The sequence below is a fragment of the Paenibacillus sp. 01T442 genome (assembly GCF_056398345.1).
In genome coordinates this window covers 16,886-33,899 of the sequence record NZ_JBFTPF010000036.1, presented here as the reverse complement: position 1 = coordinate 33,899, position 17,014 = coordinate 16,886, and the positions used below count along the sequence as shown (strand labels likewise).

General features: G+C 47.8%; 15 protein-coding genes and 1 pseudogene. 1 reads left to right on the top strand and 15 read right to left on the bottom strand.

What is annotated here, in order from left to right; genetic code table 11:
- Window positions 1-76: 76 nt before the first annotated feature.
- The 7 genes from yabN to pth form a co-directional block, all read right to left on the bottom strand.
- Window positions 77-1,603 (bottom strand): bifunctional methyltransferase/pyrophosphohydrolase YabN, encoded by a 1,527-nt coding sequence (gene yabN, locus AC1DLM_RS22535; RefSeq protein WP_477571250.1) that lies wholly within the window; start codon window positions 1,601-1,603, stop codon window positions 77-79.
- 88 nt (window positions 1,604-1,691) lie between these two features.
- Window positions 1,692-3,395, bottom strand: a complete 1,704-nt coding sequence (locus tag AC1DLM_RS22530; protein WP_477571249.1) for a putative polysaccharide biosynthesis protein — start codon at window positions 3,393-3,395, stop codon at window positions 1,692-1,694.
- Window positions 3,396-3,526: 131 nt separating this feature from the next.
- Window positions 3,527-4,069 carry a stage V sporulation protein T gene (spoVT, locus tag AC1DLM_RS22525; RefSeq protein WP_171629522.1) on the bottom strand — a complete coding sequence of 181 codons (543 nt, stop codon included), beginning with the start codon at window positions 4,067-4,069 and terminating at the stop codon, window positions 3,527-3,529.
- A 244-nt stretch (window positions 4,070-4,313) separates the two neighbouring features.
- A complete protein-coding gene (locus AC1DLM_RS22520) occupies window positions 4,314-5,405 on the bottom strand; it encodes a peptidylprolyl isomerase (RefSeq protein WP_477571248.1) in 1,092 nt (363 codons plus the stop codon).
- Complete coding sequence (gene mfd / locus AC1DLM_RS22515; RefSeq protein ID WP_441991517.1) at window positions 5,392-8,913, bottom strand: transcription-repair coupling factor; 3,522 nt, start codon at window positions 8,911-8,913, stop codon at window positions 5,392-5,394. Before mfd ends, AC1DLM_RS22520 begins: the two co-directional genes overlap by 14 nt.
- Window positions 8,914-8,988: 75 nt before the next feature.
- Window positions 8,989-9,216, bottom strand: a complete 228-nt coding sequence (locus tag AC1DLM_RS22510; protein WP_056617980.1) for an anti-sigma-F factor Fin family protein — start codon at window positions 9,214-9,216, stop codon at window positions 8,989-8,991.
- Window positions 9,217-9,351: 135 nt separating this feature from the next.
- The gene (pth, locus tag AC1DLM_RS22505) at window positions 9,352-9,912 is read right to left on the bottom strand and encodes an aminoacyl-tRNA hydrolase (RefSeq protein ID WP_056617983.1); all 561 of its coding nucleotides are present in this window, start codon (window positions 9,910-9,912) and stop codon (window positions 9,352-9,354) included.
- 218 nt (window positions 9,913-10,130) lie between these two features.
- Here pth and AC1DLM_RS22500 point away from each other — a divergent pair, with 218 nt between their 5' ends.
- Window positions 10,131-10,331: a hypothetical protein gene (locus AC1DLM_RS22500; protein WP_171629525.1), complete on the top strand. Its 201-nt coding sequence runs from the start codon at window positions 10,131-10,133 to the stop codon at window positions 10,329-10,331.
- A gap of 207 nt (window positions 10,332-10,538) precedes the next feature.
- Here the strand turns inward: AC1DLM_RS22500 and glmU are convergent, their stop codons facing one another.
- The 8 genes and pseudogenes from glmU to yabG form a co-directional block, all read right to left on the bottom strand.
- Complete coding sequence (glmU, locus tag AC1DLM_RS22495) at window positions 10,539-11,936, bottom strand: bifunctional UDP-N-acetylglucosamine diphosphorylase/glucosamine-1-phosphate N-acetyltransferase GlmU (protein ID WP_441991516.1); 1,398 nt, start codon at window positions 11,934-11,936, stop codon at window positions 10,539-10,541.
- A gap of 148 nt (window positions 11,937-12,084) precedes the next feature.
- On the bottom strand, window positions 12,085-12,369 hold the full coding sequence (spoVG, locus tag AC1DLM_RS22490) for a septation regulator SpoVG (protein ID WP_028557369.1): 285 nt from the start codon (window positions 12,367-12,369) through the stop codon (window positions 12,085-12,087).
- Between the two features lie 118 nt (window positions 12,370-12,487).
- Window positions 12,488-12,871 (bottom strand): RidA family protein, encoded by a 384-nt coding sequence (locus AC1DLM_RS22485; protein ID WP_441991515.1) that lies wholly within the window; start codon window positions 12,869-12,871, stop codon window positions 12,488-12,490.
- Between the two features lie 18 nt (window positions 12,872-12,889).
- Window positions 12,890-13,714, bottom strand: coding sequence for a pur operon repressor (gene purR, locus AC1DLM_RS22480; RefSeq protein ID WP_171629527.1), 825 nt, complete (start codon window positions 13,712-13,714; stop codon window positions 12,890-12,892).
- Window positions 13,715-13,910: 196 nt separating this feature from the next.
- On the bottom strand, window positions 13,911-14,765 hold the full coding sequence (ispE, locus tag AC1DLM_RS22475) for a 4-(cytidine 5'-diphospho)-2-C-methyl-D-erythritol kinase (protein WP_056617998.1): 855 nt from the start codon (window positions 14,763-14,765) through the stop codon (window positions 13,911-13,913).
- Window positions 14,766-15,059: 294 nt separating this feature from the next.
- Window positions 15,060-15,230, bottom strand: a pseudogene (locus AC1DLM_RS22470) (small, acid-soluble spore protein, alpha/beta type); the annotation flags it as partial.
- A 199-nt stretch (window positions 15,231-15,429) separates the two neighbouring features.
- Window positions 15,430-15,705, bottom strand: coding sequence for a biofilm formation stimulator Veg (veg, locus tag AC1DLM_RS22465; RefSeq protein ID WP_028557365.1), 276 nt, complete (start codon window positions 15,703-15,705; stop codon window positions 15,430-15,432).
- 388 nt (window positions 15,706-16,093) lie between these two features.
- Complete coding sequence (yabG, locus tag AC1DLM_RS22460; protein ID WP_441991514.1) at window positions 16,094-16,975, bottom strand: sporulation peptidase YabG; 882 nt, start codon at window positions 16,973-16,975, stop codon at window positions 16,094-16,096.
- Window positions 16,976-17,014 lie beyond the last annotated feature (39 nt).

Genomic DNA, 17,014 nt, shown 5'->3' with positions numbered 1-17,014 from the left:
TGTACCAACTGTGGTTACATTTCATGATTATACCTTGCAACAAGTCTAGTATTCTGCTTTTTTCGGCAAAATCCTTCTATTGTTGATCAAGTTTTATAACTTTTTTTGCTTCTTGCCAGTAAACTTCCATCTCTGATAACCCAGTTTGTTCAAAAGATAAGCCCTTTAAACGTAGCTGTTCCTCAATATATGAAAATCTTTGCATAAATTTCCGATTCGTTTGTGCTAGGGCCTCTTCAGGGTCTACTTTAAGGAATCTAGCAACATTGACGATAGAGAAGAGGACATCCCCCAACTCGTCACGACGCTGCTGAGCCCCGTCTTCCGMCCCTAGCGCAATCGCCTCTCGCAGCTCAACGAGCTCTTCTTCCACCTTAGCAAGCACATCATCAAGCTCTGTCCAGTCAAAACCAACCGTCGCCGCTTTCTTCTGAAGCTTCATTGCCTTCATCAAGCCCGGCAGTTCTCGCGGAATGCCATCCAGCACAGACTGCTGCGTAACATCGATGCCTTTCTTTCGCTTCTCTTCGACCTTAATTGCATTCCAATTGACTAACGCTTCATCAGCATCATCTGCTTTCGACTCCCCGAACACATGCGGATGGCGGCGGATTAACTTCTCATTCAACGTAGCGATCACATCATACACGGAGAACGTGCCGATCTCCTCTTCCATTTGCGCATGCAGCATGACTTGTAAAAGCAAATCGCCAAGCTCCTCACACATGTGATCCGGATCATCTTCATCAATGGTTTCCAGCACTTCGTACGCTTCCTCAATCAGATTCTTGCGCAGACTCTCATGTGTCTGTTCACGATCCCACGGACAACCTTCTGGGCTTCGCAGGATCTGAACAATCTCATGCAGCTTACCAAATGTCCGATTGTACGGCCCCTCCTGCTCACTGCGTGGCACCCATACTAGCGACAGATTGCCATAACCTTTGACATGATCTAGCTCGTGGAGCGGTACTTCGATGATCTGCTCCTGACCCACCACCCCCAAGGAGTGGCCAACAACGACCTTATACTCGTCTGGATAGGCATCCATCAGGCTGATTTTCAAATCAGAGGCTGTGTACGTATCGTATACTTGCCCAATCACCGTATGCAGCTGTGGATTTAATGCATAGCGACTGATGCTCGTCGCATCCAGCAACTGGAAGCCGTCGATCGGATCGAAGCCAAATCGTAAGAAGGCTTGGTCTAAGAAGCTTTCTCCACCTGTGATTTGCAGTTCGATACCCTCAGATGGGCAGCGTTGTTTCAGAAGTTGCACCGTATACTCCGCTACCATGGGATGACCAGGGACAGCGTAAAGCACTTCAGTCGCATGGCCTTTCGCTGCCGTGATTAATTCTTCCGCAATGGACTCATACACTCCCTCGAACGTCTCATTCGACATGTAATTCGTATCGAACGTTTCGTACGGCATGGAGTTGGCATCCAGCAGTTGTACCATCGGATGATCTTTCGTCCGCAGGAATAGCCTCGCTTGTGATTTTGCAGCTAGTTGAAGCTTCTTCCATACGCCTAAAGTTAATTGATCTTCGTCTCCTGTCCCGAGTCCAAGGACGGTAATGCGCGGGTTGCTTGTTGCCATGGGATGACACCTCCTGATTAATGGGGTTATTTATAATTTGCCGAGCAGGGCAATTTGTGAAAGTTAGTTGGCGGGTGTAAAACAGCCGCTACTTGGGACGGCCGCGCGAAGACCTCCGCGGCCGCAGCTTCGCGAGGAGCGGCGCCAGCTTCCGCTCCAGTTCCGGCATCAGCCGCAGCTCCTCGCGGCTGATGCTGCCGCTGCGCATCAGCGCAAGCGCGTAGACGGCCGCGCCGCCGGCTACGCCAATGAGAGCGATGGCGCTAGCTCCCCATCGCTCCGGCACGTGCCATGCCGCCGTAGCGAGCATGGCTAGCCCTTGCAGCGCTGCGAGGCCTCCGCCCATCAGCCCCACGGCAAGCGTGGGACTGACGGCGTACGGCCGCAGCGCGAAGCGCACCCCGGTGCTGCGGCGCAGCTGCACCAGGTTCAGCCCCGCCGCAGCGGCGTAGGCGATCACCGCGCTGAGCGCGGCGCCGTCGATGCCCCAGCGGGGCACCAACACGATGTTGCCGAGTGCTTTCAGCACGATGGCAACGAGCAGGGCATTCGCCGGTGTGCGGATCGCGCCGGCGCCCTGGAGAACGCTGGCACTGACAGCGTTCAGCGTACTAAATAAGGCCGTGAAGGCCAACACGGCCATCGTCCAGCTCGCCTCGGTGCTCGTATAGAGCATCAGGTTGATCGGAACGGCCAAGAAGGCGAGGCCAAACGACGCGCCAAGCCCGATCAACCATGCGAGCCTGACGGACATCTCCGCGCGAAAGCGGATGAGATCCACTCGCCCGCTTAGCTTAGCTTCCGCAATAGCCGGCACCAAGACAGCCGACATCGAGGAGGCCACCATCACGACCAACTGGACAAGTGGAAACCCACGGTTATAAAGACCAAACTGACGCATGGCCTCCAGCTCGCTGCCGAACGAAGCTTCAAGCAACCGTGGCATGGTGAACGTATCCACGAGCGTGAGCAGCGGCACGACGATAGCACCTAGACAGACTGGGATCGCATATACCGTAATTCGTTTGGCCCATTGCCAAGATGAGATCGCTTGCTCCATTTCTGAGCCGGCTGCTGTCGCTTTCCTAGCATCCTGACGTCGCTCTCGCCGCCAAAACACAGCCATCACCACTAGACCCGCTCCAGCGCCTGTCACAGAGCCAAATGTGGCCCCTGCCGCGATCCAGGCCTCATCATAGGCAAGCGCCACCAGATACAACAATAGCGCGACCATTGTAATTACACGAATGAGCTGTTCGATGACTTGCGAGACCGCGGTAGGCACCATGTTTTGATACCCTTGGAAATACCCTCGCAGGACAGCAAGAACGGGAGATAAGAGCAGGGCAAAAGATACACTGCGGATCGCTGTCGCGGTCTGCGTAATGCCAATCCAGCCAGCGATCGTCTCCGCACCAAGATACAGCAGGAGAAATAAGAGAAGCCCTGCACTCATTAATAGCGCAGATGAGACGACCACAATCCGTTTCGCGCCTGGATGATCTCCTTCCATGACGCGTTCGGCTACAAATTTAGACACCGCGACTGGAAATCCAGCCGTGGCTGCAAATAAGATCAGAATATAGAGCGGATAAACCGCATTATAAATACCAAAAGCTACATCTCCAGCTACGTTTTGCAAAGGAATCTTCTGCAGCGTCCCTAGTAGCTTAGAGAGCACAGCCGCACCCCCAAGCAGCGCAGCGCCCTTTAACAGCTTGTTCTGTTTACCATCACCATGCCTCTGGAGCCCTTGTTTCTGCTGATCTTGCTCCTTGCCGGTGACCCTCATTCCGATTTACTCCTTTACACCAACATGTTTCCTATGTACGTATTATAGCGAAATCTGCCAGTTCAGACAAAAAAAGCTTCGCTTACAGATGCATCATCTCCGTAAGGAAGCCTTCGTTTGGAATTATGTGTTCATTGCTCCATCTGCTTCGCTAGGAATCCCGCAGCAGTCTCAACCATTTTAACTTCCATATTACCCATTTTCACATTCTCGTCCTTCGAAATCAGGATTACCGAACCAATGGGATCTCCTCCTGCTACAATTGGCGCAGCTACGAAGGAAGTGAATGTTTCATTGTTATCCTTAATAATCTCGAATTGACCTGAACTGCTTTCAATAACAGCCTTACGATTTTCCATGCAAGACTCTATGATCGCCCCAACTGATTTCTCTAAGTAATCCTTCTTAGATCCGCCAGCCATAGCAATAATATTATCTCGATCCGAAATCAAGGCAACATGATTGGTGCTTTCAAACAGGGACTCCGCATATTCCTTCGCAAAATCACCAAGCTCACCAATCGGTGAATACTTCTTCAGAATAACTTCTCCATCACGATCCACGAAAATTTCCAAAGGGTCACCTTCACGAATGCGTAGGGTGCGCCGTATTTCCTTGGGGATTACAACTCTCCCTAAATCATCTATCCGACGGACAATTCCAGTTGCTTTCATACCTCTAGATGCCTCACTTTCCGCTTTCGAATTAGATACGACACGAGCATGAAACCTTGTATGCTAGATCGGGATTTGGTGGGAACTTGAAATCTATCCATAGTATTCTTCACTTCCCATTCTTCTATGCAGACGCCTCGACTAAGCAATTTACTTTATTTAGCTCTGCACCCTGCTGCGCTTATCATGTCCAAAAATGTGAAATAAAAACAGGATGTCCCTTATCGGACATCCTGGTAAGTTCTTACTTTGCCGCCGGGCTTGCTGCAGGACTAGCTGCAGGGCTAGCTGCTGGCGCTGGCGCCGCTTCCACTTTAGGAAGGTTATTCGTTTCGATCAATTTCGGATACTCCGTTTCAGCAAATTMAGACAAGGATTTCTCTGCAAGCTGAGATTTGATTTGTGTTTTAAGTGTATCATCCAGTTGCTTCGTGCTTCTGGATTCTACTTTCATCACGTGATAACCGAAAGTGGATTCTACAGGATCACTGATTTTGTTCAATGGAAGCGTGCTTGCTGCATCTTTGAACTCTGTTACCCATTCATTGATGTTCGCATCTTTGTACGTACCGCCTACATCCTTGGAACCTGGATCATCAGAGAATTCTTTCGCAAGTGCTGCGAAATCGCCGCCTGCATCCAACTTCGCCTTTACTTCTTTCGCTATCTTGAGCGCCTCTTCTTTCGTACGAAGATCTTTTTGTGTTGCAGAATCCTTCAACGCGATCAGGATGTGACTAACGGTTGCAACGTCAAACGCATGTGCAGCTGCCTGTTCTTTGTAAGCATCTTGAACCGCTTGGTCCGTAATTTTGCTTTCCATGCTGCCCATTGTGTAGAAGCTTAATTTCATCAAGGACTCGATATCTTTCAATTCGATCCCGTTGTCTTTCAACTGCTTGTCCATTCCGCCTTCTTGCTTACCGAAGTAATCGGTGATGGCTTTCATTTGCTCTGTTACTTGTTTGTCAGCATCCGCTTTCACTTTGTCGTCCGCTTTAGCGGAAAGAACACGGAAAGTAACCATTTGCTTCAACATATCTTGTTGAAAAGCTGGATCTGCCAAGTATTGAGCTAATTGCGGGGAAAACATTTTATTTACGTTGATGAAAGAATTGAATTCACCCCGTGTAATTTTCCCGCCTTCTTTGTACGTAGCAATAATATCGCTTGGATTACCTGTAGCAGCCGCTGATGCGGAAGGCGAAGCTGTTGCAGCGCCTTCCTTTTTGTCTCCACACGCGCTGAGGACAGAGAATGCAAGGACTACTGTCACCAAACTTAATATCCATTTTTTCGAAGTACGTCGTTGTCTGCTAGTTTCATTTGGCAACATCCTGTAATTCCCCTTTCGTTTTCAGAACATCCTTATATTGTACCAAGAATTTCTCCAACAATTCGATGGAGGCTTCCGGCTTCATGCCTTTAAATCGGATAACAATAAGTAGCTGCGGATCTGCGTTCAATTTGATACGACCATCAAAGCCTTTGGACAAGGCGAGCAGCTTCTGGCCATCCAGCCTGCCATTCTGGTCGATATGCACCTTGATTAGGTAATCCTCCCCTTTTTGGCTAATCGTTTCAATCCGGTAATCCGAACCGTATGCTTTCAAACGAGCCACTGTCAGTAGGTTGAACACGGCCTGCGGCAGATCGCCGAAGCGATCAACGAGCTCATCATGCAGATCCGCGGCTTCTTCCAGCGTACGAATGGCGGCCACTTTTTTGTAAATTTCGATTTTTTGCATGCTGTCATAGATGTAATCAGATGGCAGATACGCATCCAATTGAATGTCGATTGACGTATGCCATTCCGGTTCTGGAATGACCGCTTCTCCATCTATCGCAAGCTTCAGCTTTGCAATTTCTTCGGCTAACATTTGCGAGTACAAATCAAAGCCGACAGATGCAATAAAGCCGTGCTGTTCAGCACCCAATAAGTTTCCTGCGCCACGAATGGATAAGTCCCTCATCGCAATTTTAAAGCCTGAACCAAGTTCTGTAAACTCTTTAATCGCTTGAAGTCGTTTCTCGGCTACTTCTGTCAGCACTTTATCACGCTGATACGTGAAATACGCATAAGCGACGCGATTCGACCTGCCTACACGTCCGCGCAGCTGATAGAGCTGAGAAAGGCCCATTTTATCCGCATCATGGACAATAAGTGTATTCACATTCGGGATGTCTACGCCGGTTTCGATAATGCTCGTGCTGACGAGAACATCGTACTCCCCGTCCAAGAAATCGAGAATCGTTTTCTCGAGCTCCTGCTCACCCATTTGACCATGCGCTACGGTTACACGTGCATCCGGAATCATCATCGAGATTTGATCAGCGATTTGTGTAATGCCTTGCACGCGATTGTAAAGATAATAGACTTGCCCCTCACGCGCTAGCTCACGTTCGATAGCTTCTCTAACCAGCGTCGGCCCGTATTCCACCACATAGGTCTGAACCGGGAAGCGGTTCTCTGGCGGGGTTTCAATAACTGACAAGTCACGAACGCCCAGCATGGACATATGCAACGTTCTTGGAATTGGCGTCGCCGTTAGCGTCAGCACGTCCACGTTCGTCTTCAAACGCTTGAGCTTCTCTTTGTGGGACACACCGAAGCGCTGCTCCTCATCGACGATGAGCAAACCTAGATCCTTAAACTGAATGTCTTGCGACAAGAGGCGATGAGTTCCAATCACGACGTCAACGACGCCTTTCTTGACCCCTTTCATGACCTCCGTCTGTTCTTTCTTCGAACGGAAACGACTTAACACTTTTACATTGAACGGATAACCGGAGAAGCGTTCACGGAACGTTTCATAATGCTGCTGCGCCAAAATCGTCGTTGGTACGAGAACAGCAACCTGTTTCCCGTCAATCGCTGCCTTGAAGGCTGCACGAACGGCAACTTCGGTTTTGCCGTAGCCAACGTCTCCGCATAACAATCGATCCATAGGACGTGCTTTTTCCATATCCGTTTTAATTTCTTCAATCGCACGAAGTTGATCCCGTGTTTCATCGTAAGGAAACATCGCTTCGAACTCGTTCTGATAGGAGCTATCCTTGCTAAATCCGTAACCCGTCGCAGCTTGACGCTCGGCATACAGCTTAATCAGCTCATCAGCAATATCTTTGACGGATGCGCGTGCTTTGCTTTTCACCCGTGCCCAATCAGCGCCGCCAAGTTTATATACCTTCGGTTCTTTCTCTTCGGAACCGACATACTTCTGAATCAAATCAATTTGATCAATCGGAACAGACAGCTTATCGCCGCCGGCGTACATAATATGCAAATAATCCTTATGAATCCCGCCAACCTCTAACGTGCCGATGCCAACGTATTTCCCGATCCCGTGATTGACGTGAACAACGTAATCGCCGACCTTCAGCTCTTGATAGCTTTTGATCCGTTCTGCGTTCTCCAGCTTCTTCTCCACTTTACGTGCTTTACGCTGCTTCTGAGTGAATATCTCACCCTCTGTAATCACGACGAGATGAATGGAAGGCATTTCAAAGCCTGTTTGCAGATTGCCATCTACAATCTCAGGAACTTCAATCTGGTAGTCGCCAAGAACACGACGTACACGTTCTGCACGGTCATCGCCATTCGCTAGAAGAATGACCTTACTGCCATTCTTCTTCCACCGCTCCATCTCCGCCTTGAGAAGATTCATCTGCCCATGGAAGTTTTGCATGACACGGCATACGAAGTTCACGATATTCTGCGGCTGAATACCCGCTACCTGACGAAGGAAAAGGGACACATACAACGTCGGGAACGGTCTGCGGTGCAGCAGGGTCTCGTAAGATTTGGACAGCACAAAAGCCGGCAAGCTCTTCCCCTCAGTCAACGCATGCATCATCCACTCGGCTTCATCACGCTCGAGCTGCTTCGCTGTTTCCAGGAGGCGGGCAGGCTCGTCGATAATGAGAATCGAGTCTGTGGGCATGTAGTCCATGAGTGTCTGTCTTTCCGTGTATAGGAGAGAAATATATTTATAAATGCCTGGGAACGTCTGCCCTTCTCGCATAAGCTCGATATCGCGGCCTACGACCTCCAACAGCTTGTCTTTGGCTGAGCGTTCGCTCATCTTCGCCAACTGCGCTTGCAGCAGCTCATATGCGTGCTGTGCGGCTGACTGTAACCGCTTTCTATCCGCTTGAATCTCGCGGCATGGGGGGATCGTCACCGTTGTTAGTTTATCAATTGACCGTTGGTCACTTACATCGAAAGTCCGAATAGAGTCGACTTCGATATCAAACAGCTCAATCCGAATCGCATTCTCCGACGTTAGCGGAAATAAATCGAGAATACCGCCTCGCACACTCATTTCGCCTTTGGTTTCTACGCGTTCAACCCGTTCATAGCCTAGACTGGATAAAGAAGCCAGCAGCTCGTCTAATTGAACCGTGTCACCGACATTAATCGTTACTCGGGATTCCTCGAACACCTGTTTGAGTGGCAGCAATCTTCGCACACCAGCAAAAGGTGCAATAACTACACCGCGGAATCCGCCAGCAAGTTTAGTGAGAACGTCAATACGCTGCGCTAGCATCTCTGGGCTTGAAGCCGCTTCTTCTGTCGTCAGAAGCTCTTGAGATGGATAGAGCAGCACTTCATCAGGGGACAGACACTCCAAGAGGTCTTCCGCTATTTTTTGCGCAGCGAACATATTGTGCGTAACAACGAAAAGCGGACGCTCCAGCTCACGCGCAAGTGAGGCAAACATCACTTGTCTGGAGGAGCCAGTTAAACCGGCGATGAGCTGCTCTTTCATTTCGGACTTGAGGCCTGTCACGATCGTTTGAAAGTCGGAATCCGCAGAAAAAGCTTGAATTAAAGCTTGCAAACAAGTACACTCCCCTCACAAAAAGAAGCCTCGGCACACTTGCCTCGGCTATTAACTCTTTATCTTCATCATAAATTATTGCAACGGACTGGCTAGCAGGGATAATTCTGGGTTCGCTTCTAATGCCTCATGACAGTAGTCGCAAACGACCCTAACCGTAACATCTCCGTTCGTATTATACGATATTATATCTCTACGCTCATCAGGGGTCAAGAAATGGAAGCCTAACTGCTGCTCGGTAATCGCACGCTGATTAATTTCCCCAACAAAGGTATGACAATGCCTGCAAATATACTTGATCATATGTATGCCTCCTTCGACAATTCGATTACATCCTAGTATGACCATTCTTCGGAATACTTAGCCGAATCTGCCATTGTCATTTTCGAATATGGAGCTTACATATCATCTTATATACAGCAGGTTTACATGTGGTGATTATTTATTAAACTTAGCCATCGTTTTCTCGAAGGACTCGCCCAAACTAAACTCCATGGCATCGCAGGTTAAATCCAGTACGTCGTTAATGGATTTCATCTCATCTTTGGAAAAGTTAGACAGTACATAATCCGCAATATTATAGCCCGGTGCCGGGCGATTCACACCAATTCGAATCCGATTAAAGATCTGTGTGCCCCCATGCTGAATAATGGACTTAATACCGTTATGTCCGCCTGGACTCCCTTGATAACGAAGACGAATCTGACCGAAGGATGTGTCCATATCATCATAAACAATCACGACATCTTCCAATTTCGCTTTATAGAAATCAAGGAAGGCGCGCATGGATTCACCTGAAAGGTTCATGTACGTCATTGGTTTCAATAAATATACCTTCGTCCCGTTCACATTACCTTCTGCGAGCAGCCCTTTTCCTTTATTCTGAAAAGAGGTAATCCCCCACTTGGCGGCAAAGCGATCAATTGCCATGAATCCAACATTGTGCCGATTTAGCTCATACTGCTTTCCCGGATTTCCTAGTCCGATAAAACATTTCATAATTTTCAAAATCCCCCCATAGATAAACGGATACGCCGTCCTTCGAGGGACGAGCGTGTTTGTCCAGGTTGACTAGAAAGTAAAAATGAATACTTTCTTTTTCAACTATCGATAAACTAAAAAACCTTTGCGGAACCCGCTTCTAAAGGTTATTGTTTACAATATACCTGTTACCTAATGTTATCCATCCCATAAAAGCTGTAGGTGATAAAAGAACGATGTATCTTCATGGACAACAGCTTACAGAAGATGATCATTTTCAAGATCATATCGATGCGGACGTACCCGTCCAAGTATACTATCAAAATCTGCACAAGGATATAGGCTTCGTTGAAATGTACAACCGTCATTTCGTTAAGATTAATCGTATCTTTTATAGCAGAAAGAAGCATACTTTTGTTTCGCGGCCTGGATATTAAGCGCTTTCATTGAAGGGACACACCCTAATTTGGATGCTGATCCATGGACTAGCTTACGAAAAAGAACCTCTATCGGTCTCGCTCAGCCTGGACGCTTCCACGTAAACCAAGCTGAGTGGGCAGCACTTCATTGCTAGCGTACCCCGCCTTAAGAGGTTCCATTCCTATTGCTCAATCACTCCGTCGTATATGGCAACGCACGGTCCATCAACGACCCTTATTTTCTTTCTTCGCCTTCATCCGCGCTTTAATTTTATCAGCATAACCCGCTTTATTCTCTTGGCGTACACGAGCGATAGACAGATCACCTTCGTTCACATTATGTGTGATCGTGGTGCCAGCGACCACATAAGCCCCATCGCCGATTTTCACAGGCGCAATCAAATTGACATTACTGCCAATAAACGCATCATTTCCGATTTCCGTTAGGTTTTTATTAAACCCATCATAATTCACCGTTATAGCACCGCAGCCGATGTTCACATTCGTGCCAACCACTGCGTCACCAACGTAGCTCAAATGAGAAACCTTCGTTCCTTCACCCAGCGTCGCATTTTTGATCTCAACGAAATCGCCAACCTTCACTTGTTTGCCAAGCTTAGCGCCAGGTCGTAAATACGCGAATGGCCCAATCGATGTTTCACTATCCACATAAGCCTCTTGAAGAACAGATTGCTTAATTGTTACTTCGTCCCGAATAATGGAATCGATGATTTCAGTTTGCGGTCCAATCGTACACAGTTCACCAATCTGGGTGTTTCCGCGCAATATCGTCCCTGGTAGCAGAACCGTATCTGCGCCAATCGTTACATCCTTCTCGATATACGTATTGATTGGATCGATAATCGTAACCCCATTCAACATATGCTCGTGGTTAATCCGCGCTTTGAACAGTTGCTCCGCTTCGGACAATGCCACACGATCGTTCACACCAATCGATTCAGCTGGATCTGCCATGCAATACCCTTGAACAACTTCGCCAGCACTTGTCATAATCCCGATAACATCAGTCAAATAGTACTCATTCTGTACATTCTTGTTCGTAACTGACGCTAGCGCTTTGAACATTTTGCGATTATTAAAAATGTACGTACCCGTGTTAATCTCCTGAACAGCGGCTTCCTCTGGGGAGCAATCCTTCTGCTCAACGATACGTGCTACGCGCCCATCTTCTCCGCGAATAATACGTCCGTAACCTGTCGGCTCACCCAACTTCGCTGTGAGAATCGTCGCTGCTGCGCCCGATTGTTGATGTAGTTCAATCGTCTCTTTCAGTGTAGCTGCCGTAATTAGAGGCGTATCGCCGCAAATGACAACCGTCATCCCCTCTTCCTCACCAAGTAGATCCTTGGCCTGAAGCACGGCATGACCCGTTCCTAACTGTTGCTCTTGCAGCGCATACTGGGCACGATCACCTAAGTAGCCTTTTACAGCTTCTGCACCAAATCCAACCACCACCACGGTTTGCGTTACTTCTATATGTTCCAGCGTATCTACAACGTGACCCACCATCGGTTTACCAACAACCGGGTGAAGCACCTTGTATAGCTTTGATTTCATTCGTTTCCCTTGTCCTGCAGCCAACACAATTGCCATGAGCTTCAACGAATATCCAACTCCTTTATTATGAATTCATGATTTCTCTTTATATCTCTCTAAAGCTTATCTCTAAAACGATGAGTTCTTCCCCCAATATAGCATCATTACCTGTCAAAAGAAAAGAGAGCCCCAAGGGCTCTCTCAATAATCTGAATTATGCGCCTTCTTCAATAACTTCCTCTTCTACAGCCGCGCGATCATATTCAGCAAGTACTGCTGCTTGAATTTTCTCACGAGTTGTGGACGAAATCGGATGAGCGATGTCGCGGAATTCACCGTCTGGTGTTCGCTTGCTCGGCATAGCAACGAACATTCCGTTATTGCCATCGATGACACGAATGTCGTGTACGACGAACTCGTTATCAATGGTAATAGAAGCAATCGCCTTCATCCTCCCCTCGGAGTTTACCCGGCGGAGTCTTACATCTGTAATTTGCACTTGTGTTCACCACCTTTTTCCATCTCTGAGACTTGGGTGATATATTCAACATCTCCATGCAAATTCCTTCTTATTATTTTGAAATTTTTGATAATTTAATGTGTTCTTAATGTTTCTGTTAAATTTCGACAGGAATCACAGCAATTAGTTCAATTTCGACAAAAACATCACGAGGTAATCTTGCAACTTCAACGGTAGATCTAGCAGGTTTGTGGTCACCGAAGTAGCTTGCATAGATCTCATTAAGCTCGCCAAATTGGTTCATGTCCTTCAGAAATACAGTCGCCTTCACAACTTGGCCGAATGATGAACCTGCTGCCTCAAGCACGCCTTGCAAGTTTGCAAAAACTTGATGCGCCTGTTCCTTGATGCCGCCTTCTACGATTTGACCATCTAAGCCTAGCGGGATTTGTCCGGAAGTAAACAACAGGTTACCCAGTTTAACCGCTTGTGAGTAAGGTCCGATAGCAGCAGGTGCTGCTGATGTTGAAATGAATTCCATATTTGTACGAATCTCCTTTTATTTAGCGTCAAAATAGTTGCCAGGCTCTACCGTAATTTGTTTCGTCTTGGAGTCTACGCCATATAGCCGAGCTAGTGACACGTAGTTATCCACCAACTGCTCCTCGGCCTCGCAGGATTCCATGAATACGCCAACACCTTGTACAGTTGCTTTAAACTCGGCTAGCAGGTCCATCATGCCATGAATCGTTCCGCCAACATGCATGAAGTCATCGATGATCAGCACCTTGGATTCTTCCTTCAATGCGCGCCTTGCAAGTGACATGGTCTGGATTCGCTTGTTGGAGCCCGACACATAGTTAATGCTAACAGCAGAACCTTCCGTCACTCGGCTGTCTCTACGTACAATTACAACTGGCAAATTCATATAAGTGGCCGTCGCATACGCGAGCGGTATTCCTTTGGTTTCAACGGTCATAATCACGTCCACGTCGCGACCTGCGAAAGCGGATGCAAAGGTTTTGCCAATTTCGTTCAAATACTGGGGTTGTCCCATGATATCTGACATATACAAATAGCCGCCCGGAAGAATCCGTTCTGGTTGTTGAAGTTGTAAACATAGGTTCTGGATAAACTTCAGTGATATTTCTTTGGGTACCTTCGGTGAAAACTTCACGCCCCCAGCCGCTCCGGCCAGCGTATTCAGTTCGCCCAATCCTTCTTCTTCAAAAACTTCCTTGATGATGGCAAGATCTTCGCTTATGGAAGATTTCGCGGAGTTGTAACGCTCGGCAAAAGTCGTTAAAGGGATTAACGAGTGGGGGCGAAATAACAAATATTGTGTCATTTCTACCAGCCTAGCGCTCCTTTTCAACTTTTTCATCGCACTACCCCCCAAAATCCGAATATTATAATGAAAATATACCACTTTTATACGTATTTGTTCAAGCGAACCATGAAAAATATGTTAACACAAACTTAACATACATCTAACATCGCCTAGGATTCGTCACCTTCTCTTTCCAATATGCCCCTTAAGATGAAAAAAGAGCCCCGTCACGGGGCTCAACTAAGCTACTTTAGGTCAGCATGCGCACAGCGTAAACATCCTTACAAAAGCCTCGCAGCCCGTTATAGATGCGCGGCACTTTCGCCTCCTTGGAAACAAGACCGAAGACGGTTGGCCCGCTGCCCGACATCAATACACCGTCTGCCCCTAAGCGTTGCATACACTCCTTCAGATGCCTGACCTCTGGGTACAGATCCAGCGTTACTTCCTCCAGGACATTGCCTAGATTATCGCACAAACGATCGAACTGCTTGTCCCGTATCGCACTTAATACACCCGACGTAGAAGGATGATGCTTGATCTCTCTCGCGTTCAGCTTTCCGTAGATCTCTGAGGTCGACACATTAATAGGCGGCTTCGCTAGGACAACCCAGCACTGAGGTGGCGCTGAGATATGCTCCAGCTTCTCGCCACGCCCCGTAGCAAGAGCAGTTCCTCCTGTCACACAGAAAGGCACATCCGAGCCAAGCTCTGCGCCTAGCACCTGAAGCTCCTCATTTGGGATATTCAGATTCCAGAGACGGTTGAGCCCTCGCAAGGTTGCTGCTGCGTCACTGCTCCCGCCGGCCAAACCAGCAGCCACTGGTATCCGCTTGTCTAAGTGAATATAGACGCCCTGTTTGACGTCGTAGCGGTCTTTAATGAGACGCGCAGCCTGAAAGGCTAGATTCTTCTCATCGAGCGGAATATACCCCGCCTGACTCGATATAATAATCGTGTCGCGCGCCATCTCCTGCATTTCGATCCGATCAGCCAAGTCCACCATCGTCATTACCATCTCAACTTCATGGTAACCGTCTGGCCTTTTATGTAAAACATCAAGAGACAAATTAATTTTAGCCGGTGCTTTCTCAAAAATCTTCATCCGATCACCTTCTTTTGCTCGTTAGCCACCCCGATATTATAACAAAAGCATAAAAAAAAAGCTAAAGCATTTGCTTTAGCTGTAATTCGGACGTTGCATTCCTTGTCCGGACTGCTGGTAGGACTGCTGGTAGCCAGCCGGCGGATTATTCGTAGCCCCCGTTTGTTGCTGATGATGACTGTTATATGACGGTGAATAGTTTGTATAGCCCTGTCCATTAAATGCCGGCTGACTTGCGGTTGGCTGATGATAGTTAGACGAGGAGTTATAAGCATTCGTCGGAGCTGAAACATATTGCTTGGCCAGATGCTCCTGTGCTATTTGAATCGCCCGCTTCACCATATTCCCTGCATCCTTAGTTCGAATCCCTGACCAGCCTTCTCGCTGCACGACATCGTAAAAACCAAGATCCTTCGCTAACTCATATTTAAAATTCTCAGACATTACACTTCTTCTTCGACTCATACCAAATCCTCCTTATCATTTGCACAATGATCGCTGCAACCATCATAAGCATGGATTGATGACGATTATAGTATTATGCCCTGATAGTTCGGATAGATACAAAATGAACGGCTACGCCGTCCTTGAAAACTTATAAACTCTTATCAATCAAAGCAAAAACAGGCCACAAGGGCCTGTTCAATATCGGAACGCTATTAAGCTAATGCTGTATGTAAGTGATGCGAACCTGACCATCATCGTTGCATACGGTAACTTCAACGGACTCGGTTAGGATATCGGCGTAGCTGTATGACACTCGTTTGAAGGCATGGGATTCTTGATCTAATTTCACAATAAACACAGAAGGGTAGGTTTCTTCTAAAACACCGGAACGCTCGACAGTCTTACGACGGCCACCATTCGCTCTCAACATGATCTTCTGCCCAACATGGGGCTCCAAACTGCGTTTGATTTCCAATAGCGCATTTTTTGCCATTGTCAACTACCACCTCTTTCCTTGTCAATTATAACCCATTCACCCCATCATGTCAAATGAGGGCAAATATTATATCAGCACCCCAATCCCGTTGTCAACGGCATTTTTGTAGGTTTTCCGATTTCTCCTCCCTTCAGGTTGTCACCAATGTTCGCAAATTATTCACACTTTTCCAGTTAAGGAGAAACTTCTTCCCCTAGACTCACGAAGATGAGCAAACACCAAGGCTTAACGGCCTGCCGTGGATAAAAAAAAGAACACTTTCTGTCACCCTCCATACGGAGTTCATAACAGAAAGTGTTGCTTTGAATCGCACAATTTGGCTAGAGTTTCACTCGCATCAAGTAACTACAAGCCACTTGTCGTCCTCTAAGGGCGCCTAATTCAGCTATACTGACTCTTCTGTGTGCTGAATACCAGGAACACCCATCCGATAACTGCCCCGCGTCTCCACCCCGCCTAGCCCCTCTAGGCCTGTCACCGTCAAATCCATAATATCCAACATCGAAATCGTTTCTCTAGTTGGGGTATAGGACAGCTTAGCAGCGATGCACAAAGGGTCTAAGGCGTGGATGAGTATGCGCGCAGGAGAACTTGCGAAGTTAGCCCCCGCCCGCAATAACGCTTCGAAATGCGACTGACAAGCGCCCGCCACAATAATTAAGGAATCCCGATTCCTCTCAAATTGTCTGGCTACTCGCACCGCATTCACAAAGTTTTGGGAATTCTTATAGCTCGACAGATTGCTCGGGCTCACGCTTTGCCGATTTTTCAAAATACCATCATGCCCCGTAATGACGACAATGTCCGGTTTATATTGAGGAAGCAATCTTTGCAGTGCTTCCGCCATTTGCGCCTCAGGAACGAAGAAACCTTCTGCAGGTACGCGCAATTCGCCGTAGAGCTGCATACTTTTTCGCAGATAGCTCGGATCGCCATCCAAGTGAAGAACTCTTCCAGGCACTTCAAAATAACTGTTATGAGTCGGTTGTGACTTCTGTTTATGATTGACGGCTATCTGATTCTTCTCCTGCAATTGCACTTGGGACACCGCCAGGCGACGCAGTGACTCACGAAATTCAGGCGAGCTTGACCGTGGATGATCTAAGGTCTCCTTAGGATTCGTTTTCGTCAGATCCGTGAGCGGCGCATCTGCAAGTAACCGAAAATCGACACCCCTCAGAATGGCCTTGAGATGCTCAATTCGTTCAATTCTAAACACGACGTCGCCGCCATAGGAAATACGGGTAACAAAATCTCCTTGCCTCATCGCACAAATCCCCTCCTAAGGGTATCCTATGGTGAGACT